Source organism: Candidatus Phaeomarinobacter ectocarpi (genome assembly GCF_000689395.1).
GTDB classification, from domain to species: domain Bacteria; phylum Pseudomonadota; class Alphaproteobacteria; order CGMCC-115125; family CGMCC-115125; genus Pyruvatibacter; species Pyruvatibacter ectocarpi.
The window spans coordinates 1,530,718-1,554,631 of the sequence record NZ_HG966617.1 but is presented as its reverse complement, the minus strand read 5'-3'; the positions used below and the strand labels follow the sequence as shown (position 1 = coordinate 1,554,631).

Here is a 23,914-nt window from a genome sequence, read left to right as displayed (position 1 = left end):
GTCCTCTTTATTCAGACGTTGATTGGGCTGTGTTGGTCCAGAAAACCGGCGTCCAGTTTCGAGCAGCCTGAACGCCCCTTAGATATTCTGTACGCGGAATACTCCCACGAATGGCCTGCACTTCAGAAACATCCAGAGCGTTTTCCGTGCCGATGGCAAGACGCAGGGGATTGGTCTCATAGAGGTAAAGCCATTTTGCGGCGACATGATAGGGATGATAGTCCGTGTGCCCTTCGAGGTAGCCACGCAAATGCGATGCTTGTGCATCTGCCAAGCCTGCCTGGGCGGCGCGTTCAACCCACTCTTTTCCTTCGGCCGTGCTGCCCGTCCTGATCTTGCACAATCCCAGGGCGTGCTGCGCATTCTCGTATCCGCGGCCGCGGTTGGCCAGAACCTGCAGGTCGTTCATCGCCTCGTCACAGCGCCCGGCACTGGCCAGCTCAAACGGTGTCCAGTATTCGCCAGTCAAGGATTCCCCTTCCTTGTCCGCCTGTTCGGCCTGGCGACGCCGTACGGCTTCAGCACCTGTTTCCCGAGGGTCAGGCGCCGTCTGGGCGTTGGCAGATGGCACAAAGCCCTTTTCGGCATCCACCACCATGAGCCCAAGCCATGCCGTGCCGACTGTCAGCGAGCAGACCAGAAACATGCGCGTCATGGTGGGGAACATCAGGTCCGTCCTACCAGTGGCCGATGTTTTCCATGGACGCCCATGGTTCTGCGGGCTCCTTGGAGCCACCTTTTTGCAGCAGCTCCACAGAAATATTGTCAGGCGACCGGACAAACGCCATGCGGCCATCGCGGGGCGGGCGGTTGATGGTGACGCCAGCCGCCTGAAGCCGTTCGCAGATGGCGTAGATATCATCCACTTCATAGGCCAGGTGTCCGAAGTTGCGTCCTTCATCCAGTTCTTCATCATCCCAGTTGTGGGTCAGTTCCACCTGAGCGGACTCATCGCCAGGCGCTGACAGAAACACAAGCGAGAAACGACCATCTTCAATGTCGAAGCGGCCCCGCTGCTCCAACCCCAGATGGTCAACGTAAAAGGCAAGGGACGCATCCAGATCTCGGACACGGACCATGGTGTGAAGGTATTTCATTTCGTCTCTCTTCGCGGCAGATTAGGAAGCGCTCGTGCCGGGCACGCCGGGCACCATTTGACCGTGATGATTGCCCATGGCTGGGCTAGGGTCAAAGCACATATTTGCGCAGACTATCACGCAGCTGGATGAAAGAATGACAACGATACTCAAGGATTATGTGGATCAGGCAAAACGCGTTGTCGTCTTTACGGGCGCTGGTATTTCAACCGAGTCCGGCATTCCGGATTTTCGCAGCCCCGGTGGCCTGTGGACACAGAACAAGCCAATCTATTTTCAGGACTTTATGGCCTCCGAGGCGATGCGTGTGGAGGCGTGGCAGCGCAAGTTCAACATGGATGATACCTTTACCAACGCCCAGCCCAATGCTGGCCACATGGCGATTGCGCGGCTCGTTCAAAGCGGCAAAGTCACGTCCGTCATTACCCAGAACATCGACAATCTGCATCAGGACTCGGGCATCCCCGATGAGCGGATCGTCGAGCTGCACGGCAATACGACCTACGCCAAATGTCTTGATTGCAGCACGCGCCACGAAATCGAGTTCGTGCGTGCGGGCTTTGAGCAGGCGGGCACACCGCCACCATGCAGCAAGTGCGGCGGCATCCTGAAGACTGCGACCATCTCGTTTGGGCAAAGCATGCCCGAAGAAGAAATGCTGCGTGCCGAAGCCGCCACGCTGGCATGTGATCTATTCATCGCCATCGGATCATCACTTGTGGTGTATCCCGCAGCAGGTTTCCCGATCATCGCCAAACAGAATGGCGCGGCGCTGATCATCATCAATCGCGAAGAAACGGAGCTGGATGAGATTGCGGACCTGGTTTTGAACACGGAAGCGGGCCCGACCTTGTCAGCGCTGCTTCCCCATAACTAGCTCTGCAGGTGACTGACAGCCGTTTCGTCCAGCAGAGGCTGAGCCATTGCAGCGGCGTTGCGCGGGGTGGTCAGATCACAGTCGACCGGAAGCAGGGTCTGGGGGTCATAGACCGTCCGTCGTTGCAACTCGCCTATCAGCACATCCTTGCGCGGCTCCGTGAGCGGCATCTGCGGCATCGGCGTATCGTTTATCAGCAGCAGATAGCGATCATGGACGCCATTTGAATTGCCTACCGGCATCATGAACTGTTCGATCAGTACGCTCACACCGTTGCGCCGCTGATAGGTCCGCAGTGACTGGGTGAGATTGTGATGGGCAAAAATGTAATCGTAGAACCGGTCCAGCAGGGCGTGTTCAGATTTTGGATAGGCGGCTTTCACATCCCGACCGGTCGCATCTGCCCCAAAGGATTCCACCAGGGCGGTGCCCACGAGCGTGATCTGGTGGCCGCCATCTGACATGCGGCGGATCATGACGATGTTGGGCAAGAACGGACGCATCTGGAACGGGCCGAACTGCGAGGTCGTTGGATACAACGCGTCACCGCGCGCAGCCAGCCAGGCCTTCAGGGCAGTTCTTGAATCGTCCGAGTGCAGCATAGTTTTCGCTTGTTGCATGTGGTGGGGCAACAAAGGGTAGGCGGGCCCGGTGAACAACTCGTTATGATGTCAAACCAGATACCTGATTGGTGGGGAATGCGGTCAATTTCTCCGGCTTTTGCGTGTCATCTCTCTGCTTGGTTGCAATGCCTCGGTGCGAAGCGCCTAAGCCCAGCCGCCGGATGCTGCGATGACCTGGCCAGTAAAGAACCCGCCATCCTCGCTGGCCAGTTGGGCAACCATGGCGGCCACTTCCTCCGGTTTGCCGAGGCGGCCCAAGGGAATGTTCTTGAGGATCTTGGGGGCCTTGTCCGGGTCAGCCATCAGTTCAGGCGGGAAATAGTCCGGGTTCGCCACAAAGTTTGGAGCAATAGCGTTCACCTGAACATTGGACGGCCCCAGCTCCTTGGCCAGCGCTTTCACTGCAGCGTTCATTGCGCCGCGCGCGGCGCAGTACATCGCGTAGTTTGGCAGACCATTGAGCGGCGCTGCGGAGGTCAGGAAAACGATCTTGCCCTGTTTGCGCGCTTTCATGTGACCGGCCACGTGGGACGCAAAATCGAAAGGTTTTACGACCAGTGCTTCAAGCGTATCGCGCAGGGCGTCTGAGGTGATGTCGGTAAGAGGGGCACGGATTGCCGGGTAGGCATCATTGCTGGCCAGCAGGTCGATATGCCCGGCTTCAGACATCACATGCTCAATCACGTCACCTGCACTGGTGTGGGTGAGCGCTACGACGCCGTCACCCAGGCTCTCAAACGCTGTGCGTTTGCCGGCATCGCTGAAAGCCGGATCGACAGCAAAGACCTGATAGCCGTCTGTGCTCAGCCGTGTCGCAATGGCGTCGCCAACAAAGTGAGTGGCATCTGTGAGAATGGCGATACGTTTGTCGGTCACGGAAAAAGGCCTTGCATTGAAGAATGACTAGGGCAGGTTAGCGCGACTTGATTTCAACGCAACGAGTGATTTGCGCCGACGCGACGAGGAAAATACGAATGAGTGAATGGTGGCAGGGGGCAGTCGTCTACCAGATCTATCCACGCAGCTATATGGATACCAATGGAGACGGCATTGGCGATCTGGACGGCATTCGCCGCAAGCTTGACTACGTTGCTTCCCTTGGTGTGGACGCCATCTGGCTGTCACCCATCTATCCATCCCCGAACGATGATTTTGGATATGATGTTGCCGATTATGTGGATGTTGATGCCGCCATGGGGGGCATGCCTGCGTTTGATGCGCTGCTTGAAGAAGCCCACTCACGCGGTCTGAAAGTCATTCTGGATCAGGTTCTGAGCCATACCTCCGACCAGCATGCCTGGTTTCAGGAAAGCCTCACATCAAAGGACAATCCCAAGTCCGACTGGTATGTGTGGACCGAGGCGCGCGAAGACGGCACGCCGCCCAACAACTGGCTGGCAGCGTTTGGTGGCGCCTCATGGTCGTGGCACCCGCTGCGTCGGCAATATTACTTCCACCAGTTCCTGCGGACGCAGCCCAAGCTCAATTTCCACAATCCGGACGTGGTCGAGGCCGTGCTGGACGTGTTGCGGTTCTGGCTCGACAAGGGCGTTGACGGGTTCCGGCTTGATGTCGCCAATTCCTATGTGCATGACGCCTCTCTGGCGGACAATACGGCCGTGCCAAAGGAAAAGCGTTCAGACCTCTCCTGGAGCCATCCAGCCCGCCTGCAGTTTCATGACCATGACTGGAACCAGCCGGAGAACGTCGCCATCATGACCCGCATCCGTGACGTGGTGGATAGCTATGAGGATCGGCTGGTCTTTGGTGAGTTTGCCGCAGGAGAGAAAATCCTCGGCCAATATGCAGGCGGCGATGATCGTCTGCACACGGCCTACACATTTACCCTGCTGGATGCAGCCAATCTCGAGCGCTCGGTCTTTGACCGCTACTACAATCGCATCGCCGGGCCGGTGGAAGACCTGTTCCCCTGCGTGACCTTTTCCAACCATGACGTGGCCCGTCCCGTCACGCGCTGGTCAAAGGGCCGTGACAAGGCACAGGTCGCCAAGCTCGGTATGGCGCTTCTCATGTGCCTGCGCGGCACCGCCTTGATGTATCAGGGCGAGGAACTGGGTCTCGACGACATTGATGTCACCCGGGAGCAGATACGCGACCCGTTCGGCACGTTGTATTTCCCGCACTTCAAGGGCAGGGACGGGTGCCGCTCTCCCATGCCGTGGGCGCCGGATGTTCGCTATGCGGGGTTCTCGACAGTTGAACCATGGCTGCCGGTCGGGCCGGAGCATCCCGCCCTGTCTGTCAGCACCCAGGAAGCAGACACAGAGTCGACGCTGGCGTTTTCCAAACGGGCGATTGCTTTGCGCAAGGCGCACCGGGTTCTGCAAACCGGGGATATCACCCTGCTTGAATCATCCAACGATGTGCTGGCCTTCACCCGAAGCGACGGGTCGCAGACCATGACCTGTGTCTTCAACTTTGGGGACGAGGAAACCAACATCGATACCAATGCGGTGCTGGTGAAAGAACTGACGCTTGGCAAAGCGAGCCATGATGCGGGCCAGGTTACCGTCGGCCCGCTAGGTGTCTTTGTCGGGATGAACGCTGAGTAGGAGGTCCGCCGGGTTGGCGGTGTTGCGGGTCAGACGTAGCTGACCAGCAACATCACCACCAGAAGGATGGCAACCCACAATACACTCAGGCCGGTTCCCCAGGTGGCAGCAACATTGGTTTGTGGTCCTGCCGCCGTGAACATGGCCTGGAAGGTTCCCACCAGCCGCGCGCTTATGAAATTCTGCCAGGCTGCATAGGCGGCGGACGTCACCGACATGACCGTCGCGACAATTGCCGGTCCAAGGCGGCGGTAGAGCCAATCCACATCGATGAGGGCGGATGCCTCGTCGCGCGGCAGCAGTCCCCACGCCCGGGCGGCCGCGAACACCAGCAGTGAGAACGCCAGACCCTGCATGTGCAGGACAAGTCCCGCGGCATCGAAGGCCACATTGTCCCAATAGGGCATGGAGCCGATGCCAAGACAGCCCAGAACACCAATCAGCATGGCGAGGCGCATATGCAGTGGGGCTTCTGAGACGGTGTGGGTCTCCTGACGCTCACCAAAGAACGCTGCTGCGGGCACCCTGAGGCCCGCATGAGCCCATACGCCGGCCACACCAAACAGGGTCAGCGCCGCAACATAGGGACCTGAACTGGTCCAGATGGATGTCAGCAGGGCCGGCATGGCCGTACCGCCTGCAAGGATGGGAAGGCCCGCGACCGACAGACCGCCGATCACCGCAAAACCCGCAGTCCACGGCATTTGGGCTGCAAGACCACCAAGGCTTGCAGCAGAGGCTGTGCCGGTGCGGAACAGAACCGCGCCAATGGCCATAAACATCAAGAGGAAGCCAAAGATGTTAGCCACAGCAAGCGTCGTGGCGGCCGCAAGGGCTTCCGGCGTGCCGATGCCAACTGCAGTGACGGCGAGGCCGACCTGGCTTATGAGTCCGTAGCAAAGTGCCCGGCGAAGATCGTTGGAGAGCAGGGCAAGGAAGACCGGGAAGGCAATCATCACCGGTCCGATATAGGTCAGCAGCTGCTCACCCGGCAGGAAGCGCATCAATGCGTATACGGATGTTGTCACGGCAAATACGCTGAGCAGAACCGTGCCGCCCGGCGTGGATTCCGGATAGGCATCCGTCAGCCATGCGTGCAACACCGGAAAGGCAGAGCGGATACCAAGCGCGAGAATAAGGTAGATGCCGGCAGTCGTGCTCAGGTCGCCCACAAAGAAAGAAATGCTGCCGGTTACCTTGTAGGTGAGCAGGAATGCTTCCAGCAGCAGGACACCGGCCAGAATATTGGCCACGGCAAAGCGCATGCCTGCGCCCAGCGAGCGGCTGGTGCCGCCTGACCAGATCAGGAAGGCCGCAGCGATGGACGAGATTTCAAAGAAGATGAAGAAGCTCGGCAGGTCGCCTGCCAGCACGGCCCCCGTCGCACAGCCCGTGTAAATGAGACCCGCAGCCACCGGCAGGCCGGCGCGCTCATGCCAGTTGAAAATGCCGGCGATGGTCGCCGCTGCCAGAAAGCTGACCGCAATGGCGAAACCCGGCTGGGTAATATCAAACGTGGCGATGGAAATGCCCAGCATCTCCACCATTCCACCAGGCCCGGCAGGCAAGGCTAGCAGATGCACAAGCCCCAAGAGTGGCGCTGCAACTGAGACAAAGGGACGTGCCGCACGCGGCAGCAATGTTGCCAGAAGACCGGCAAGGATCAGCAGGAAGCCCGGTGACAGGCCATCAAGCACTCCGCCGAAGATGTCCGGGGCCATGCTCATTGGGTGTCATCCTTCCCGCTGTAATAGCCAATCCGGCGGCGCAGCAAAAAGCGCAACGGCCAGGTGGCAACAACGGCAACCAGTGCCGCGGCAAAGGAGGCCACGGCGGCCCCAAAGGGAATTTCAGAAATGAACGGAACGCCGCTGGATGGAAACACTAGGCCCGCCCCGCCCAGCAGCACACACAGGATGACGATAAAGACCAGCATGTTGCGGTCCGCCTGTTTGGTCAGCGCCCAGCCCCAGAAGCCATTTGGTTTGTCAGACATCAATCAGCCTCCCTAATGCGCACCGACGAGGGGCGCGATCAGCTCTTTGAGCGGCCCAACGAGGAACAGGGTGAGGAAACACAAGGCGGCGGTAATCACCGGCGCAATGACGGTAAGCCGAGGCGCGCGAATGCGCTCTTCCACGGGCACGGCTTCATTGAACTGGGACGCTGGTTCCGCCCGGTCGCCAAGATTGCCAAAGAAGCCACGGGCAACCACAGGCAACAGGTAGCCGATGGACAAAAGCGACGCGAGGATCAGCGGATAGATGATGTATTTTTCACCTGAATCCGTCGCGGCCATGACCAGGTACAGCTTCACCCAGTCGCCGCCCAGTGGCGGTATGCCGATGATCGCAAGGGCGCCCACAGTAAAGGCGCCATACACCCAGGGCATTTTGCGCCCCAGACCATCCATCTGGCTTAGCTCGGTTTTTTGCGTCGCGACGTAAATCGCACCGGCGCACATGAAGAGCGTGATCTTGGCGGTCGCGTGCATCATGATCTGCAGGGCACCGGCGGTCACGCCATAGCCGGACGCCAACATCGCGCCTAGTGTCACGTAGGAGAGCTGGCTCACTGTCGAATAAGCCAACCGCGCCTTCAGATTGTCTTTGGTCATGGCAATGATGCCTGCAAAGACAATCGAGAAGGCCGCCACCCACATCAGCCAGACACTGGCATCCGTTGATGACAGGAAGTCCGTGCCAAACACATAGACGGTTACTTTGAGGACGGTGAACACACCGGCTTTCACAACGGCCACGGCATGCAGCAACGCTGACACCGGTGTCGGTGCCACCATGGCGTGGGGCAACCACGGGTGAATGGGGACGAGCGCCGCCTTGCCGATACCGAACATGTAGAGGCCCAGCAGGATCGGCAGCAGGGCTTCGTCGATCTTGCCCTCCAGAATACCGCCGACCTGGAAGTCACCGGTCCCCGCAACTGCATAGGTCCAGATGATGGCGGGGAGAAGCAGGCCGATGGATGTGGCCAGCAGGATACCCAGATAGATGCGCGCTCCGCGCCGAGCTGCCGGTGTTTCCTTGTGGGCCACCAGCGGATAGGTCGACAGCGTCAGCACTTCGTAGAAGATGAAAAGCGTCAGCAGGTTGTCTGCCAGGGCAATGCCCATGGCCGCGCCGAGCGCAATGGCAAAGCAGGCATAGAAGCGTGTCTGGTTTTCTTCCTTGTTGCCGCGCATATAGCCGATGGCATAGAGCGACGTCACGATCCAAAGCCCACTGGCGACCAGTGAGAAGATGACGCCCAGCGGCTCGAGCTTGAAAGCGATCGGGATGCCGGGCACTACATCAAACAGAACAAGCCGTGGCGCCTCACCTGCCAGGTATCCACCCAGCAGATGCAGAACCGTGATGAAGAGAGCCACAGCGGTTGTGAGCGTCACCGCTTCACGCAGATTCGGCCAGCGTCCGGCAAGTACCAGAAGCACCGCACCCGCCATGGGCAGGAGGACCGCAATCAGCATGGCGGTGCCAAAATCGATCCCCAGAGGAGTGAGCAAGGTCATGGGGCCACTCCTTCCACAACTTCGTCCATCGGAATGACACTGGCTGCCGCATCAACGCCGCCATTGAGGAGCGTCTCTGCCACGGCCTGGCCGATGCTGGCTGTCAGCTCTGCATTGATGCCGAAATAGAGGCACACAAGTGCAAGGGTCCACATGGGCAGCAGCATGGAGAGCGGCGCTTCACGCACGGGTTTTGATCCCTCAGGGGCTGGTGTGAGATAGGCCATCTCGACCATCCGCCACACATAGATGACAGCGATCAGTGAACTCGCCACGATCATAAAAGCGATGATCCAGTCGCCGGTCTCAAGGGCACCGAGGATGAGATACCACTTGGAGATGAAGCCGACCGTCAGGGGCACGCCGATGAGCGACAGGCCGCCCACAACCATCGCGGCCATGGTCCACGGCATCTGTCGGCCAAGGCCTGCAAAACTGGTCACGGCTGTTGAACCCACGCGATAGACCACGGCGCCAGCCACCATGAACATGACGCCTTTCATGGCGGCGTGGTTGAACAGGTGCACCATGGTAGCGGTCAGGCCTGTGACGCTTGCCATGGAGAAACCGAGCACCATGTAGCCGATCTGGGCAACGGACGAGTAGGCGAGCAATCGCTTGAAGTCGGTCTGGAAGACCGCAACAGCAGACGCCACGAACATGGCAATCACGGCGAGTGGCAGGAACACGGTTGACAGCGATAGCTCAACGACCGGGAAGTCATAGCCAAACACCGTGAACATGAAGCGCAGCAGCACATAGACCGCCACCTTGGTGGACGTGGCGGCAAGAAAGATGCTGACCACGGAAGGGGCATAGGTGTAGGCGTTTGGCAGCCAGGCATGGATCGGGAACATGGCCAGCTTCAGCGCCAGGCCCACCATGATGAAGGCGAAGCCTGCGCGCACGCTGGTCAGGTCACCCAGAGGCTGCAGCCGGACGGCCAGGTCTTCCATGTTGAGGGTGCCGGTCGCCTGATAGAGCAGGCCTAGACCGATGACGTAGAACGTGGCCCCGATGGTGCCCATCACCAGATAGGTGTACCCGGCGGTCAGGGCCCGCCGATCCCGCCGCGCACCCATTGCCACGAGGACATAGGTGGAGAGGGATGAAATCTCCAGGAACACGAAGACGTTGAAGGCGTCTCCGGTAATCGTGACACCCAGCAGGCCCGTCAGGCACAGCGTAAAGACCGTGTAGAAAAGCGCCTGCTTGGAGGGCTCGATTTCCGCCCGTATGGAACGGCGTGCAAACGGCAGAACCAGTGCACTGGTCGCAGCGACAATAACCAGCACAAAGGCATTCATCGCATCGACGCGATACTCAATGCCGAAAGGCGGTGCCCATCCCCCCAGCTGATAGGAGATCGGCCCGCTCACGATGACCTGCTGCAACAGCAGCAGCGACATGACGAAGCAAAGAACGCCTGTCACAAGCGCCACGAGCCCCGCGAGACTGCCGCGCATCATCAGGAGACAGATGGGTGCCGCCAGCATGGGCACGACCACCTGCAGCGCAGGCAGGTGATACATGATGAATTCCATCATCACGCAGCGCCTCCGCTTGCGGAGGTTCCACTCTCGCCACCGGCGCGGGGTGACACGTCACGACCGGCGTCAGCCACCTGAATGTCGTCTTCTTCAATGGTGCCATAGGCCCGCTGAATACGGATGACGAGGCTCAGTCCGACCGCCAGCGTCGCCACACCCACCACAATGGCGGTGAGGATCAAAACGTGGGGCAGGGGATTGGAATACAACGCATTGGGATCATCGACATAGATCGGTGCGGTGCCGCCCGAAACCTTGCCAACGGAGATGTAGAACAGAAACACGGACACCTGAAACAGGTTCAGGCCGACGAGTTTCTTCACAAGGTTGCCGCGCGCCACAACGACGTAAAGACCAACCATCATCAACACGATGACGAGCCAGTAATTGTACCGGCCAAGGATGAATTCGAGGATCGGGCTGTCTTCCATTGCCTACCAGTCCTTGTCGTCAATGGGACCGGCAGCATCTGCAAATCCGTAAAACACAAGCACCATGACGGCAGCCACGGTCAGGCCGACGCCTGCTTCAATGAGCAGGATGCCCAGATGTTGCCCGGCAATCGCATAGCCGATGGGGTCAGCCGCCACATAGTCATAGTCGAGGAAGTTGCCGCCGCGCAGCATGGTGTAGACGCCGACACCGGCATAAATGAGCACGCCAAAGCAGGCTGCTGTTCGCACGACCCACAGCGGCATCACTTCCTGAGTGGTGCGCAGCCCAAAAATCAGCGCGTACAGAATGAAGCCGACCGCAACGATCACGCCTGCCTGAAAGCCGCCCCCGGCGCCGAAGTCGCCATGGAATTGCACATACAAGCCAAACAGAATGATTGGCGCGATCAGGATCTTGGTGATGACCCGAAGGACGATGTGATGGTTCATTCATCTTCCTCCCGACGGTTGGCCGCCTGCGCGCGGGCCGCAACCGCCCGCTTCATCGGCTTGTGTCCCAGAAGCGCCAGCACACCGACGCCAGCCATGAACACCACGACCACTTCGCCCAGGGTGTCAAAGCCGCGGTAGCTCGCCAGGACGGCGGTCACGATGTTTGGCACATCAATCTCTTCAGGGGTCTGGGTGATGTAGTAGGGGCCTACATGAGTGTGAGAGGGCGCCTGAGGGTCGCCGAATGCGGGCATGTCGAATGTTGAGTAGATAAGCGCCATGCCGGTGACGATCACCACCAGCAGGGGAACGATCTGGGTCCGCTTGGACGGCTTTTGAATCTGCGACGTCAGTGCCAGCGTGCCCAGCATCAGGACTGTTGAGATACCTGCGCCCACGGCAGCTTCCGTAAAGGCCACATCCGGGGCATCCAGCGTGATGAAGAGGCTGGCTGTCAGCAGGCTGAAGACACCCGACAACATAGTCACGACGAACAGGTGATCGAGGCGGACGATCTGGATTGCAACAGCAACCAGCAGCGTGAAGAGGACAAGGTCGATGATGAGCGCACTCATGCTGCACCTCCGTCCTTGCCGCCGGTTTCGCCTTCCTTCAGGTCCTTGCCCAGCAGCGGCCGCAGTCCTGCGGTCCAGGCCGCGTTTGCCACGGCATGGGTGGATGTCGGGCTGGTAAAGAACATGAAGAAACCGATGGCGACAATCTTCACCGTAATGAGACTGAAGCCGGTCTGCAGGATCATCGCCAGCAGGATCAGTTCGGCGCCCAGTGTGTCCGTCACACCGGCGGCGTGCATCCGCGAGTAAAAGTCGGGCAGACGCAGAACACCAATCGACCCCACCAGCAGGAAGAAACTCCCGCCGGCCAGCAGAACGCCAGTTGCTATATCAAGAAGCATTTCGATCATGATGATGACGCCTCCTGCTTCACGGCTGTGTCGGCCTTGGTGGCGGCGGCGTCAGCGTCGAGCACCCCCAGATCATCAATGTCACCCAGCGCCCGGTAGCGGAAGAACTTCAGAACGGCAATCGTGCCGACGAAATTGATCAGCGCATATAGAAGCGCGATGTCCATGAAGTCAGGACGGTCGGTGACAAAGCCGACAAGGCCAATCAGCAGCACCGTCTTGGTGCCAAACGCATTGAGGGCGAGCACACGATCATAAAGGCTTGGGCCCGCGAACAGGCGCACAAGCATCAGCAGCATGGCGGCGAGGAGGGCGAGGCTGGCGGCAAAGAACATCTGTCAGCCCCTATCGATTTTCGATCGCGGTGACGCGGCGATCCATATCGGCCAGCGCTTCCACATCAGCAAAAGAATCATCAATGGCGTGCACAATGAATTGCTCGCCGTCTGCATCGATGGTCACCGTGCCCGGCGTCAGGGTGATGGAATTGGCAAAGGTCACCCGCCCGATATCGCTTTCCTGGGTTGGCGTGACCCGGACAATGGAGGGCGAAATATTCAGACGCGGCGCCAGAAGAATCCTGGTGACGGCGATGTTGGCTTTGACGATCTCCGCCTGCAGCCAGCCCCAATACCGCATGGTGCCGAACCGCATCTGATTGGGCACACCCTCCGAATCAAGAACGTCCATTCGGGCAATCAGGAAGGTGACAGCAATAGCAGATCCGGCTCCAAGACCGATCCACAATGGCTTGTAGACTCCTGACAACAGCAGCCACAAACCAAACAACCCAAGCGCCAAGATAAGACCGCGCAACATTGTGTTTTCAGATCGCTCCCCAAAGCAGGCTCAAAGGGCCCGTTGCCATCTTTGATAATAGCCATGGATGCAGTTGACCAGCAGAACCGGACGAAAAAGCGAAAGAATCCGCGCGAACGCAGCTCCAAAGGCTCGGAAAATTTCGCAAACACTTCTCCCCACTTTTCGAGTGTGTTATCTTGACGCACATAAGTAACGAGGTGACCCGACAAAGGGCGCCCGACAACAAAAGCGGCATGTACAAAAGACCGTAAGAATAGGCCGCAATAGAAGCGCGAAAACGCCGGGGGTCAGGGTGGCGGAAACGCAGATGCAGGTTCAAGGAGAGACCGCAAGCGACGCAGAACTCGCATTCAGAGTGACGGGCGTCGTCAAGTGGTTCGATACAACCAAAGGCTATGGCTTCATTGTCCCCGAAGATGGTTCGGCGGACGTGTTGTTGCATATGTCCTGTCTCAAGCAGGCGGGACTTGAGGCAGCACGCGAAGGGGCCACGGTTGAATGTGAGGCGGTCAAGCGGCCCAAGGGCACACAGGCCCTTCGCGTGCTTGAAGTCGATGACAGCACGGCTGTCGCTGCTCCGGTTCAAACAGATCCTCCCAAAAGCAATGGCGAGTCGCGGGCACCGCGCGTTGTTGCGGTTGGCGAGCAGGAGACAGCCACGGTCAAGTGGTTCAACCGGGCCAAGGGCTATGGTTTTGTCACCCGCGGAGACGGCACGCCGGATATATTTGTGCACATGGAAACCCTGCGCGAGGCGGGCATACGTGAATTGCGTCAGGGACAGCAGGTTCAGGTGCGGTTTGGCGAAGGCGACAAAGGCCTTATGGTCGCCACCATCGAGTTGCTTGATTAGCACTCACCGCCCGGTCAACTGATTTTGCAGGTACCCTTGATGCGTAACCTTGCAGCCATGCTGCTTGCTGCGACATTTGCTGTCTTGAGTCTCGCAGCATGCGCCGAACCAAATCCATCACCTGAAACCGCCTCCGAGAGCCTCACCATTGAGACCTCAACGGGTGTTCATGGCTTCACGGTGGAGCTGGCCGATACCGAAGAGCGCCGTCGCACAGGCCTGATGTTTCGCGAGGACCTGGCCCTGGACGCCGGCATGCTCTTTGACTTTGAGACCCCGCGGGTCATCACCATGTGGATGCGCAACACGCCGCTGCCGCTTGATATGATTTTCATCGATCCAAACGGGCGCATCATCAGCGTGGCCGAAAACACCGTGCCGTACTCAGAGGCGATTGTTTCCTCGCGTTACCCTGCGTCGGCTGTCTTTGAGGTCAATGCGGGTACCGCAAAACGGATCGGCATCAAGGTCGGTGACAGGGTCTCGCATCCCCTTTTCGGGAGCCCGGCTGCTCCAAGTGACGGGTGACACCGGGCATCTGCTGCGATATTCCCGCCCCATGACATCACCAACCAAATCCGATCTGGCTGGCCAGACTGCTCCCAATCCGCCGGAAGGCTTTGAGGAGAGCACCAATCGCGGGCCGTTTACGACCCACAACGGACCGTTCTTTCATCGCATTGATGCCGATGGCAGCTTCCTGCACGGCTTTCGTGCGGCCGAACAGCACTGTAACGGCATGGGCATCGTCCATGGCGGGCTGGTAACAGCCTTTGCGGATGGTCTGATGGGCACGGCGGTCTGGCGCGAAACTCAGATTGTCGGCCTCACCATTCGCCTCAATGCTGACTTCCTGTCCATTGCAAAGGTTGGCGACTGGGTTGAAGGGAGCGCGACCGTGACCCGCGCCACCCGGTCTGTGGCCTTTGTCGAGGCCCATGTATCGGTGGGTTCACGGCCCATTCTGCATGCAACGGGCGTCTTCAAACTCATGCCCAGACACAAGAAAAAATAGCCAAAACGAGATTTGGGCGGGAAGGGGCTTGCAGGAGCGAGCCTGTTGAGCCAATGTCCCGCCTCGCTGACGCATAGGGCGGTAATTCGCTGTTTGTATTGGCTCGGTCGGGGCATGGCGCAGCCCGGTAGCGCACCTGTTTTGGGAACAGGGGGTCAGAGGTTCGAATCCTCTTGCCCCGACCATTTTTTCCTTAAAAATCATGATGTTAACCCACTCACTGTCACTTTGTGATTTGGTGACAGTGAGTCATGCGACGGTTTGGAAGCTTGGTCTGAGCGCTCAAGGGTCCTATCTTTGCAACGCTTCGCGGCAGGAATCGAATTATCGCCGCTTGGCCAAACTTGATCGATTGGATTTGAAAGGTTGATGCGGTGACACCTCCGGCAACAGCGCCCGCAAAGGCAGTGGCAACGGCCACACGCGCCGGGACTCCCAAGGCACGCGCGCCCGAGGCCAAGCAGGCGCGGGCGGAAGCCTTGCTGCAGGCAGCAGAGGCTGCCCTTGTTGACGCGTCCTACCACGACATCACCATGCTGGAGATTGCCAAGCGGGCAGGTCTCGCAAAGGGCACCGTGTATCTTTATTACCCAAGCAAGGAAGCGCTGTTCCTTGCGGTTTTGATGCACAAGCTGGACGCGTGTTTTGTTGCTATTGATGAAGGCCTCAAGGGCGATCGTCAGTCTGCGGACCATATAGCGAAGGTTCTGACCGGCGCGTTGCTTGGTCCCCACGCATTGCTGTCATTGCTGAGCCTGCTGTTTTCGCAACTTGAACCTGGTGCAGGCATTGACGCGCTGGTTGATTTCAAACGAAAGCTCTCGGCACGGATCAGTGACATCGGCTCGACCATTGAGCATTCCGGTGGGCTGAAAGAAGGCGAAGGGGCGACACTCATCACCCGCGCTTGTGCACTTGCCATTGGGCTGCAACAGTTTGCGTCCCCGCCACCCGACGTTATCGCAGAACTTGCGATCCGGGCACCGGAACTCAAAAAACAGCCAATGAATGTCGAGGCTGAGTTGACCGACACGTTGTCAGACATCATCAAGGCCAGAATGTCAGCCTGACCAGGGCGGCGCTGGCCTATCAAATGGCTTGCCTTGGCGGGATTTATTCCGCCATACAGTGTTTTAGTTGAAACGATCTTCTACAGGGTACCCAAGCATCATGGTGGCGCGCATTTACAAGCCGGCCAAAACGGCCATGCAGTCTGGCACCGCAAAGACCAATCTGTGGTTTTTGGAGTATGAGCCCGAAAGCGCTCGCGAGATCGATCCCCTCATGGGCTGGACAAGCTCCGGCGACATGAACGGGCAGCTGCAGCTGAAGTTCTCCAGCAAGGAAGACGCGGTGGCCTACGCGGAGCGGCACAAGATTGCCTATCAGGTGTTTGAGCCGCAGCCACGCGCGGCACGCCCCAAAGCCTACTCCGACAATTTCAGATCAGACCGTGTAGACGGCAACTGGACGCATTAGCGACCGGTTGCCTGTTTCGCCTCGCGTTTTGCGCCCGTAGCTCAACTGGATAGAGCAACGGCCTTCTAAGCCGTAGGTTGCAGGTTCAAGTCCTGCCGGGCGCGCCATTCCTCCCAGGAGTGGCCGTTGTCGTTCCCCGCACCTTGCACCGAGACAGACTTACTCGTGATGCATACCCGATGGGCGTACACCTATTGTGTAACCGCTATGGTGTCCGGAATGTACCCCGGTTAACATATGTTAATTTTGCAGATCGAACGGTAAACAAAAAATGACAAAACAAGACATCGTAACGGATCTGCGACCGCCAGAGTCCGCGGTCCCAATCGCTCGCAAACTCGGTGCGATGACGTTGCTGTCAGATGAAGAGCTCGCTTTCCTGGAGGGTCTGCACAGCAACAGCGCAACCATTACGCCTGAGACAGATTTTATTGGGGACGGGGAAGCCTTCAAAGCGACGTTCATAGTGGTGAGCGGTTGGGCTATCCGATATGTCCTGACGCCATCGGGGCGGCGGCAAATCCTGAGCTACGCGCTGCCAGGAGACATTCTGGGCCTGCACGTCAATTTCCGTCGGACGTCCAGCTATTCTGCTGCCGCATTGACCCAGTTGGAACTCGCGGTTGTTGAGCCCCTTCGCATCAACGAAATCTCGCAAAAATATCCGGTGTTGGCGGCGGGACTGAGTTGGTGCACGGCGCGGGAGTTTGCCATTCTGGGTGACCAGACTGTCCGGCTTGGGCGGCTGGACGCGAGCAAGCGCCTGATACATCTGCTGCTTGAGTTGTGGCATCGCCTCAGGCTGGTGGGGGAAACCAAAGAGGACTGGTTTGAGTTTCCCATGACCCAGAATGATCTGGCGGACACGCTGGGGCTCAGCCTTGTTCACATCAACCGGCAGATGCAGAAGCTGAAAAAGCTGGGTCTGATCACCATGGACAATGGCTGGCTGCGGTTGGTCAACGTTCCCAAGCTCACCGAGTATGCCGAATTCAATCCAGAGCATCTCCAGGAATTCAGGATCTAGCGCCGCACCGCTTGGCTTCGTTCGCTAAACGCCGCGTCCGCACTCCGGTGCGAAAAAACGAGCGCGCCCAGGCGACCCAAGACCCTAGGTCGCCGAGGGTGACCCGGTTGCGACGGGCGCGCCAATCTGAGGCTGGCGGGAGGCGAGGTATCGCTCCAGGATTTTGTTCCGCACATCGGGCCACTCCTTGGCGGGCACGAAAAAATGCAGGACGAGGCTGATCTTGTCGTGATCGGTCACGCGGACATTCACCTGTGGCTCAAGACCAGGGGCCGTCGCCTCAACCATCTCATTGAGATGCTTCCAGAAGCTGTGGATCTTTGCACTCAGTGGATCCAGCACATCCCTGGCAACTGCCAGCAGAGTGGTCTGGGCCGCATCAACGTTAGTACCCGGCTGCAGCGGAACGACGAGTTCCCTCAGACAGATGCCGGAATTGGTCGATTCATTTATGATCGGCGTCGCGAGAAGCACGCTGTTCGGCACGATGATTCTCTGGCCGGTAAACGTCTCTGACGTTTCATCGTGCCCCATTTCCTGCAAAGTGATTGCAAGCAGGGTCTGATCAATTATTTCGCCCCGCGCATCGCCGATGCTCACTCTGTCCCCAATCTTTGAGGCGCCGGTGGCAAGGCGGTAAATCCCGCCGGTGAAGCACAGGATCAGTTCCTTGGTGGCAATCACGATGGCCACGGCGAAGGCAACAATAGACAGCGCGAAGGTGCGTAGCTCCGGTGCCCAGACGTAAATCAGCCCAAAAAACAGCGCCAAAATAAGGATGCCGCGCCCGGCCGATCGCCAGCGCCGACGGTCGGTCGCAGCGAGAGGGGCTCGGCGCAGGAGCACCATGGATATAAAGGTCCAGACCACGCCCAAAGTGGCAATCAGAATAAGCGAGCTGGCGAGTTGTGAATACATGTGTCTCTGCAATTCTTGGGGGGCTGGCGATGTCCGCCGCTACGATGTGTCGCCGTCAGAAATTTTGGTCCGCGGAGCCTGACAGCCGGAAATGCGCCTTCGGTGACGCGCAACATATGGGCAGCGGTCGCCTCACGCCAGCGGATTGACAGGCCTATACACGCAAGCGTGAGCCACCTGACGGAAGTGTAACTTGCGTCAGACGTGGTGGCTCCGCCACGTTTTCACCCTACATATTGAATATAGAACAATACGGGTATCAAATTACCTGATGGCGGCGCTGTCCTTCAGCGTCTGTTTGGGAGAAGACAGAATGACGAAACGCTCCGCGGATACCAAAGCCGCATCAATGGAAAACGGACCATCGCTTCAAGGTCTGGCTGTCGCCGGTGTGCTGGCACTGGGCGCGCTGATCTGGGTCGGCATGGCGGACGCAAAGTCGCCTGCGCTGGATGCGGCATCAGGCGAGGCGGAAGCCCTGGAAGACACATATGCTGCTGAGACCGCAGATGCACCGCGTCCTCTCGCGGAGGGCGATGAGGACGCCATTGCCCGCGTCGTCCGGGAAGCCGAGCGGACCGAAGACGGCGGATTTGGGCTCTACAAGCGCGGTCTTTATCCTGAAGCATTGATGGTATGGGAAGAAGCGGCCGAAGCAGGTGATGCCGGCGCGGCCTACCGCATTGGCGCTGCCTACATGGATGGCCAGTCCGTATCTCATAGCTTTGACGAAGGCCTCAAATGGCTGCGGCGAGCCGCTGACATGGGCGACGGCCGTGCCATGGGCGACCTGGGCAGTGCCTATGACTGGGGTTTTGGCGTCGAGCAGGACCGCGCAGAAGCCGCCAAATGGTTTGAGCAGGGCGCATTGCGCGGCCATGCTGCCAGTCAGTACAATGTCGGCGTTCTCTATGAGGAAGGCGAGGGCGTCGAGAAGGACGTGGTCAAGGCCTACATGTACTACATCCTCTCCAATGAAAACGGCTTTCCCAAATATCCCGCTGAAGCAATTGAAGCGCTCACACCCAAGCTGACAAATGATCAGATCAAGAAGGGTGTTGATGCAGCCCGCGCCTTTGAGCCGATTTAGCGAGAGAAGCAGGGAACCATTATGGTTTATGAGGGTTTTGCGTAGCGACCTTTCACGTAATTCATCTTCATTTGTGTGCGTTCCGTGCTATGTCATGCGATGAAATTGAAGGATGCTGGATTTCTGCAGCATCCGGATTGATCTGGTTCAGTTAGTTTCTGTTCAGATCGGTGATGGCTTTACTACCCGCAGAACGTGGGGTGTCTGCCAAATGCGGACAGGCCAATTTGGGGGCCCACAAGGAGGACCAACAATGAGTTCAGTTTTCAACACCAGCACTGGTGCGATTGCCGCGCTGCTGACAGCGACGGCATTTGCCGTTCCTGCAGTAGCAGGCGTGAGCCAGGCTGAAGCCGACAAGCTCGGCACAACCCTGACGCCAATCGGCGCTGAAAAAGCAGGCAATGCTGACGGCACGATCCCGGCTTGGGAGCCGCTTGCAAATCCGCCAGCTCACACGGCCGGCGATTTCTATGCTGATCCGTACGCAGATGATGCGCCACTGTTCACCATCACATCTGAAAACAAGGCTGAGTATGCCGACAAGCTGACCGGCACCCATGCCGCTTTGCTTGACGACATCGCCGGCTACAAGATGATCGTGTACCCGTCGCGCCGCAACTGCTCCTATCCGGACTTTGTGAATGCCGCCATCAAGCAGAACGCTCTCAACAGTGAGCTGGTTGCCGACGGTAACGGTGTGGCAAATGCCACAATCGGTGCGCCGTTCCCAATTCCGACTGAAGCTGTTCAGCTCGCATGGAACCACAATCTGCGTTACCGCGGCTACAAGCTGAACCGTCAGTTTGCCTCCATCGCTCCGGACGGCAATGCCAACTTCACGCCGATTACGGTGTATGACGAAGTGGTGTTCACCTACTCGAACCCTGACATCCCCAGCTTCGATAGCCTGAACAACATTTCACTCAAGTACCTGCAGACGGTTATTGCACCGTCTCGTCGTGCTGGTGAATTGCTGCTCGTGCACGAAACCATCAACCAGGTGAAGGGTGCCCGTAACGCGTGGCAGTACAACCCTGGCACCAAGCGTGTGCGTCGTGCGCCAACCGTGGCCTATGACAACCCGCAGTCTTACGCTGATGGCCGCCAGACAACGGACCAGTTTGACCTCTTCAACGGGTCACCTGACCGTTACACCTGGACGATGCAGGGCAAGTCCGAGAAGTACATTGCGTACAACTCATACAAATGGGCTGACCCGGCCAACACCTACGACCAGATGCTGCAGCCGGCCTCTCTCAATCAGGATCTTCTTCGCTACGAACTGCACCGCGTGTGGACCGTTGAAGCCAAGATCCGTGAAGGTCAGCGTCACATCTACACACGTCGTGTGAAGTCATTTGATGAAGACACCTACAACATGGTCACCGGCGAAATGTTTGACAGCCGTGGTCAGCTGTGGCGTGTCCAGGAAGGTCACATCCTTAACTATTACGATGTGCCGACTTGCTGGAACAACTCAGACGTCACCTATGACATTCAGGCGGACTACTACAACGTCCAGGGCCTGAAGAACCAGGAACGTGAAATCAACTACACATATGATGAGTTGAGCGAAGACAACCTCGACCCGGCAGCCCTGCGCCGCCGCGGCGTTCGGTAAACCACCGAACATCGAGAGCCTAAAGAAAGCCCCTCGGACACATCGTCCGGGGGGCTTTTTCTTTGCCCTAATTGCGCGCCGGTCGATTGCATCCTGAGCGAATGTCGAACATGCTTTGCGCGAAGGTGATCAAACAAAGAGGCGCAGTGCAGGCCCGATGAGTATCCAGCAAAAGAATGCCGTGTGGACCAACTGGTCGGGGGCGCTGACATGCGCACCCTCCAACCTTGTGACTGCCAACAGCGAAGCCGAAATTTCAGCTGCCATTGTTGAGGCAGCGTCTCAGGGCAGGGGCCCGGTGCGTGCGCCGGGCACCGGACACTCATTTACGCCCATCGTCATTACCGACGGCACCATGATTGATATTGATGGTCATGAAGGGCTGGTGTCCGCGGATGCCTCGACCGGCCGCGCGCGGGTCAAGGCCGGAACAAAAATTCACAATCTGGGTGCGCCCCTTCTCGAGGCCGGACTGGCCCTCGCCAATCAGGGCGATATCAACCGGCAATCCATCGCAGGGGCCATCTCGACAGGTACCCATGGCACCGGCCTGACCCTTGGCTCGGTGTCGTCCCAGGTGGCCGGTGTGCGCGTTGCAACGGCGGATGGCAGCATCGTGTCGTGCTCCGCTGACGAAAATGCTGACGTCTTCAATGCGGCGCGCGTTTCGCTTGGCACGCTGGGCATTCTGACCGAGTTCGATCTGCAGTGCCTTCCAGCATACTCATTGCGGGAGACCGGCGGGCGCATGGCTGTGACAGAGGTCATGGCGCAGATGGACAGTCTGGTGAATGACAACCGGCACTTTGAGTTCTTCTGGTTCCCGTTTGCCGACGACGTGCTGGTCAAATTCCTGAACACAACAGATGAGCCCGCACGTCCGCCGCGTGAGGGTGGTGGCGGCATGGAACAGTTCGCCATGGTGGCAGCGTGCGAGATCAGCCGCTTTGCGCCCTTCCTGCGCGGACCGCTGCAGCGGTTCCTGACCAATAATGCCGGTGCCCGTTACATGGGCGCGGACGAATTTTCGCAAAAGGCGAAAGTCCGCCATGCCTATCAGGCCTTCCCCAGTGATCGGGACGTGCGATTCAACGAAATGGAATTTTCAGTCCCGCTGGCCAGCGGCCCGGACTGTGTTCAGGAACTTGCCGAGCATATGCGCAAGCGAGGCGGCAATTTCATCTTCCCGATTGAGTATCGCACCATTCAGGGTGACGACATCTGGCTGAGCCCGTTCCAGGGGCGCGACAGCGTGTCGATCTCGATCCACCAATATGCGAAGCAGGACTACCGACGGCTGTTTGACGGGGCCGAAGCCATCTTCCGCAACTATGGCGGCCGCCCGCATTGGGGCAAGCTGCACACGCTGACTGCACGTGAGCTGGCGCCGCTTTATCCGCACTGGGACGATTTCCAGGAAGTGCGCCGACGGCTCGACCCGAAGGGTCTGTTCCTCACACCATATCTCGCACGCCTGTTTGGCGAAGTCGGCAGTTAGTCCTCGACGTTTTGTTCTCGATAGACTCGAGGACCGTCCTTAGCCGGCGGATAAGCGTAGACGAGCACCGTTTCGAGGTAGGCGATTAGATCGTCAATCTGTTCAGGCTCTAGTTGAAACTGCGGCATTGCGATGTGCGAGTCGGTACCTACCACTATTCCCTCAGCGAAGCCCTCAGCCAAATGGCTGGGGGGATATGCGATCACCATCGAATTAAAGTTAGGTGCCGCCTCATTGGGCGAGATTTGATTGGGCACAAGTGCGTGGCAGGAAGCACAAAGATTCTCGGCGAGCTCTTGCCCGGCAAGCGCATTACCTTGTGGTGCATCAACGCGGACAGCCCGCTGACCTTCAAATTCTTGGAGCAATTGATGAATATGATTGGCGGCCGCTACCTGTTCGTCCGTCTGTGGTACTTCCCGAAACTTTGCGTCCGTTTCGTCTGCATGACAGGCTGAACAACCGAACTCTAGATCTTCCATTAACGGGTTGAATGCCTCGTCCGGCGTCTGTGCGGATGTACCCATCGCTGATGACAAACATGCGAAGATCACAGCGAAGACAAGTACCAATCGGTTCCGAATCATTTTGACACCTTGTGCTTGTCTCTAGGTTTCCATCCGCGCAACAACCTGGCCTTCTTCGACCAGTTCTTCTTCTTCGACCAGAATTTCTGTGACCTTGCCATCCTTGGGTGCTGCAACGGGGATTTCCATCTTCATGGATTCCAGAATGATGATCGCATCTTCTTCTTCCACGGACGTGCCCGGGGTGGCTTCGATCTTCCAGACCTTGCCTGAAATCTCCGACTTGATATCCATAAATTCGACTTCCCTTTATCGCTGCCGGGCCGAGCGGCGCACGAGATATTCAGATGCGACCAACGCTGCAACAGCAACAGTTACCGATAGGATGAGAACACGCAATGCGGCCTGTTCGCCGCCGGGCATCTGCAAAAAAGTATACAGGGCAAGCGGCAGTGTCCGCGTCTCGCCAGGAATGGACGCCGCAAAGGTGATGGTGGCGCCAAACTCTCCAAGGGCGCGGGCAAATGCCAGCACGCCGCCTGCCACTACTCCGGGGACCATCAAGGGCAGGGCAATCGTCGCGAATGCACCAAAGGGTGACTGGCCAAGTGTGCGGGCCGCCTGCAACAGCCGCTCCTCGACATTTTCAGCCGAAATGCGAATGGCGCGAACGGCCAGGGGAAATCCACTGACAGCCGCCACGATCACAGCCCCTGACCATGAGAACGCAAGATTGATTCCGAACCATGACTGGAGCGGTTCGCCGATGGGTCCTCGCGGCCCCAACGCAAGAAGTAGGAGATAGCCAAGGGCAACCGGCGGCATGACCAGCGGCAAATGCACAATGATGTCGAGGGCGGTCTTGCCCCAGAACTGCCAACGGGCCAGAGCCCAGCCGGTGAGCAGAGCGAGCGGCATTGACACCAGCAGGCCCACACCTGCGACCGTCAAAGAGACCGTGAGCGCCTGAAGCTCTGCGTCAGTTATACCCCACATGTGC

General features: G+C 58.4%; 29 protein-coding genes and 2 tRNA genes. 13 read left to right on the top strand and 18 right to left on the bottom strand.

The features are described 5' to 3' along the window. Nucleotides 1–7: 7 nt before the first annotated feature. Nucleotides 8–667, bottom strand: a complete 660-nt coding sequence (locus BN1012_RS07400; protein ID WP_043949126.1) for a hypothetical protein — start codon at nt 665–667, stop codon at nt 8–10. 10 nt (nt 668–677) lie between these two features. Next, nucleotides 678–1,097, bottom strand: coding sequence for a VOC family protein (locus tag BN1012_RS07395; RefSeq protein ID WP_043949125.1), 420 nt, complete (start codon nt 1,095–1,097; stop codon nt 678–680). Nucleotides 1,098–1,233: 136 nt separating this feature from the next. On the opposite strand from BN1012_RS07395, the gene BN1012_RS07390 reads away from it, so the two are divergent. After that, nucleotides 1,234–1,974 carry an SIR2 family NAD-dependent protein deacylase gene (locus BN1012_RS07390; protein ID WP_043950778.1) on the top strand — a complete coding sequence of 247 codons (741 nt, stop codon included), beginning with the start codon at nt 1,234–1,236 and terminating at the stop codon, nt 1,972–1,974. Here the strand turns inward: BN1012_RS07390 and BN1012_RS07385 are convergent. Both BN1012_RS07385 and BN1012_RS07380 read right to left on the bottom strand, forming a co-directional pair. Then, nucleotides 1,971–2,576, bottom strand: a complete 606-nt coding sequence (locus BN1012_RS07385; protein WP_043949124.1) for a PAS domain-containing protein — start codon at nt 2,574–2,576, stop codon at nt 1,971–1,973. The genes BN1012_RS07390 and BN1012_RS07385 overlap by 4 nt on opposite strands. 165 nt (nt 2,577–2,741) lie before the next feature. Beyond that, complete coding sequence (locus BN1012_RS07380) at nt 2,742–3,473, bottom strand: SDR family oxidoreductase (RefSeq protein WP_052534782.1); 732 nt, start codon at nt 3,471–3,473, stop codon at nt 2,742–2,744. Between the two features lie 98 nt (nt 3,474–3,571). Here BN1012_RS07380 and BN1012_RS07375 point away from each other — a divergent pair, with 98 nt between their 5' ends. Beyond that, nucleotides 3,572–5,170, top strand: coding sequence for an alpha-glucosidase family protein (locus BN1012_RS07375; protein ID WP_043949123.1), 1,599 nt, complete (start codon nt 3,572–3,574; stop codon nt 5,168–5,170). Nucleotides 5,171–5,199: 29 nt separating this feature from the next. Here BN1012_RS07375 and BN1012_RS07370 read toward each other — a convergent pair whose 3' ends face one another. Genes BN1012_RS07370 through BN1012_RS07325 form a run of 10 tightly spaced genes read right to left on the bottom strand, consistent with a single transcriptional unit; the run spans nt 5,200 to nt 12,880 of the window. Then, nucleotides 5,200–6,897 (bottom strand): proton-conducting transporter transmembrane domain-containing protein, encoded by a 1,698-nt coding sequence (locus tag BN1012_RS07370; RefSeq protein ID WP_081826278.1) that lies wholly within the window; start codon nt 6,895–6,897, stop codon nt 5,200–5,202. Then, nucleotides 6,894–7,166, bottom strand: a complete 273-nt coding sequence (locus BN1012_RS07365) for a hypothetical protein (protein WP_043949121.1) — start codon at nt 7,164–7,166, stop codon at nt 6,894–6,896. The genes BN1012_RS07370 and BN1012_RS07365 overlap by 4 nt, the downstream gene beginning before the upstream one ends. Nucleotides 7,167–7,178: 12 nt before the next feature. Next, nucleotides 7,179–8,699, bottom strand: coding sequence for a proton-conducting transporter transmembrane domain-containing protein (locus tag BN1012_RS07360; protein ID WP_043949120.1), 1,521 nt, complete (start codon nt 8,697–8,699; stop codon nt 7,179–7,181). Then, nucleotides 8,696–10,246, bottom strand: a complete 1,551-nt coding sequence (locus BN1012_RS07355) for a monovalent cation/H+ antiporter subunit D family protein (protein ID WP_043949119.1) — start codon at nt 10,244–10,246, stop codon at nt 8,696–8,698. The genes BN1012_RS07360 and BN1012_RS07355 overlap by 4 nt, the downstream gene beginning before the upstream one ends. Further along, nucleotides 10,246–10,680 (bottom strand): cation:proton antiporter subunit C, encoded by a 435-nt coding sequence (locus tag BN1012_RS07350; RefSeq protein WP_043949118.1) that lies wholly within the window; start codon nt 10,678–10,680, stop codon nt 10,246–10,248. Before BN1012_RS07350 ends, BN1012_RS07355 begins: the two co-directional genes overlap by 1 nt. A gap of 3 nt (nt 10,681–10,683) precedes the next feature. Further along, nucleotides 10,684–11,133, bottom strand: coding sequence for a Na(+)/H(+) antiporter subunit B (locus BN1012_RS07345; protein ID WP_043949117.1), 450 nt, complete (start codon nt 11,131–11,133; stop codon nt 10,684–10,686). Further along, nucleotides 11,130–11,711 (bottom strand): DUF4040 domain-containing protein, encoded by a 582-nt coding sequence (locus BN1012_RS07340; protein ID WP_043949116.1) that lies wholly within the window; start codon nt 11,709–11,711, stop codon nt 11,130–11,132. The genes BN1012_RS07345 and BN1012_RS07340 overlap by 4 nt, the downstream gene beginning before the upstream one ends. Beyond that, nucleotides 11,708–12,061 (bottom strand): monovalent cation/H(+) antiporter subunit G, encoded by a 354-nt coding sequence (gene mnhG, locus BN1012_RS07335; protein ID WP_043949115.1) that lies wholly within the window; start codon nt 12,059–12,061, stop codon nt 11,708–11,710. Before mnhG ends, BN1012_RS07340 begins: the two co-directional genes overlap by 4 nt. Continuing rightward, the gene (locus BN1012_RS07330; protein WP_043949114.1) at nt 12,058–12,396 is read right to left on the bottom strand and encodes an MrpF/PhaF family protein; all 339 of its coding nucleotides are present in this window, start codon (nt 12,394–12,396) and stop codon (nt 12,058–12,060) included. Before BN1012_RS07330 ends, mnhG begins: the two co-directional genes overlap by 4 nt. Before the next feature lie 10 nt (nt 12,397–12,406). Further along, a complete protein-coding gene (locus BN1012_RS07325; RefSeq protein WP_043949113.1) occupies nt 12,407–12,880 on the bottom strand; it encodes a Na+/H+ antiporter subunit E in 474 nt (157 codons plus the stop codon). 310 nt (nt 12,881–13,190) lie between these two features. On the opposite strand from BN1012_RS07325, the gene BN1012_RS07320 reads away from it, so the two are divergent. From BN1012_RS07320 to BN1012_RS07285, 8 genes are all read left to right on the top strand, one after another. Continuing rightward, the gene (locus tag BN1012_RS07320) at nt 13,191–13,736 is read left to right on the top strand and encodes a cold-shock protein (RefSeq protein WP_043950776.1); all 546 of its coding nucleotides are present in this window, start codon (nt 13,191–13,193) and stop codon (nt 13,734–13,736) included. Between the two features lie 39 nt (nt 13,737–13,775). After that, the gene (locus BN1012_RS07315; protein WP_043949112.1) at nt 13,776–14,264 is read left to right on the top strand and encodes a DUF192 domain-containing protein; all 489 of its coding nucleotides are present in this window, start codon (nt 13,776–13,778) and stop codon (nt 14,262–14,264) included. Between the two features lie 31 nt (nt 14,265–14,295). Then, complete coding sequence (locus BN1012_RS07310; RefSeq protein ID WP_171815931.1) at nt 14,296–14,751, top strand: PaaI family thioesterase; 456 nt, start codon at nt 14,296–14,298, stop codon at nt 14,749–14,751. 108 nt (nt 14,752–14,859) lie between these two features. Then, a tRNA-Pro gene (locus BN1012_RS07305) sits at nt 14,860–14,936 on the top strand. 189 nt (nt 14,937–15,125) lie between these two features. Beyond that, a complete protein-coding gene (locus BN1012_RS16795) occupies nt 15,126–15,821 on the top strand; it encodes a TetR/AcrR family transcriptional regulator (RefSeq protein WP_052534777.1) in 696 nt (231 codons plus the stop codon). Between the two features lie 100 nt (nt 15,822–15,921). Continuing rightward, complete coding sequence (locus BN1012_RS07295) at nt 15,922–16,230, top strand: ETC complex I subunit (RefSeq protein ID WP_043949111.1); 309 nt, start codon at nt 15,922–15,924, stop codon at nt 16,228–16,230. A 30-nt stretch (nt 16,231–16,260) separates the two neighbouring features. Continuing rightward, nucleotides 16,261–16,337: transfer RNA gene (locus tag BN1012_RS07290), tRNA-Arg, on the top strand. Between the two features lie 239 nt (nt 16,338–16,576). Next, a complete protein-coding gene (locus BN1012_RS07285) occupies nt 16,577–17,257 on the top strand; it encodes a Crp/Fnr family transcriptional regulator (RefSeq protein WP_206778012.1) in 681 nt (226 codons plus the stop codon). An 84-nt stretch (nt 17,258–17,341) separates the two neighbouring features. Here the strand turns inward: BN1012_RS07285 and BN1012_RS16790 are convergent, their stop codons facing one another. After that, nucleotides 17,342–18,175, bottom strand: a complete 834-nt coding sequence (locus BN1012_RS16790; protein ID WP_052534771.1) for a mechanosensitive ion channel family protein — start codon at nt 18,173–18,175, stop codon at nt 17,342–17,344. A gap of 313 nt (nt 18,176–18,488) precedes the next feature. On the opposite strand from BN1012_RS16790, the gene BN1012_RS16785 reads away from it, so the two are divergent. The 3 genes from BN1012_RS16785 (at nt 18,489) to BN1012_RS07265 (ending at nt 22,387) form a co-directional block, all read left to right on the top strand. Then, nucleotides 18,489–19,265: a tetratricopeptide repeat protein gene (locus tag BN1012_RS16785; protein WP_171815930.1), complete on the top strand. Its 777-nt coding sequence runs from the start codon at nt 18,489–18,491 to the stop codon at nt 19,263–19,265. Between the two features lie 253 nt (nt 19,266–19,518). Next, nucleotides 19,519–20,889, top strand: a complete 1,371-nt coding sequence (locus tag BN1012_RS07270; RefSeq protein WP_043949110.1) for a DUF1329 domain-containing protein — start codon at nt 19,519–19,521, stop codon at nt 20,887–20,889. Between the two features lie 157 nt (nt 20,890–21,046). Next, nucleotides 21,047–22,387, top strand: coding sequence for a D-arabinono-1,4-lactone oxidase (locus BN1012_RS07265; protein ID WP_043950770.1), 1,341 nt, complete (start codon nt 21,047–21,049; stop codon nt 22,385–22,387). Here the strand turns inward: BN1012_RS07265 and BN1012_RS16780 are convergent. The 3 genes from BN1012_RS16780 to modB all read right to left on the bottom strand — a co-directional run bounded on the left by BN1012_RS16780 (nt 22,384) and on the right by modB (nt 23,910). Continuing rightward, a complete protein-coding gene (locus BN1012_RS16780; RefSeq protein WP_052534764.1) occupies nt 22,384–22,914 on the bottom strand; it encodes a c-type cytochrome in 531 nt (176 codons plus the stop codon). The two genes, BN1012_RS07265 and BN1012_RS16780, sit on opposite strands and share 4 nt — an antisense overlap. Nucleotides 22,915–22,995: 81 nt before the next feature. Continuing rightward, nucleotides 22,996–23,208, bottom strand: coding sequence for an acyl-CoA carboxylase biotin carboxyl carrier protein subunit (locus BN1012_RS07255; RefSeq protein ID WP_043949109.1), 213 nt, complete (start codon nt 23,206–23,208; stop codon nt 22,996–22,998). Between the two features lie 15 nt (nt 23,209–23,223). After that, entirely contained in the window at nt 23,224–23,910 is a 687-nt protein-coding gene (gene modB, locus BN1012_RS07250) for a molybdate ABC transporter permease subunit (RefSeq protein ID WP_043949108.1), read from the bottom strand. Nucleotides 23,911–23,914: the final 4 nt, after the last annotated feature.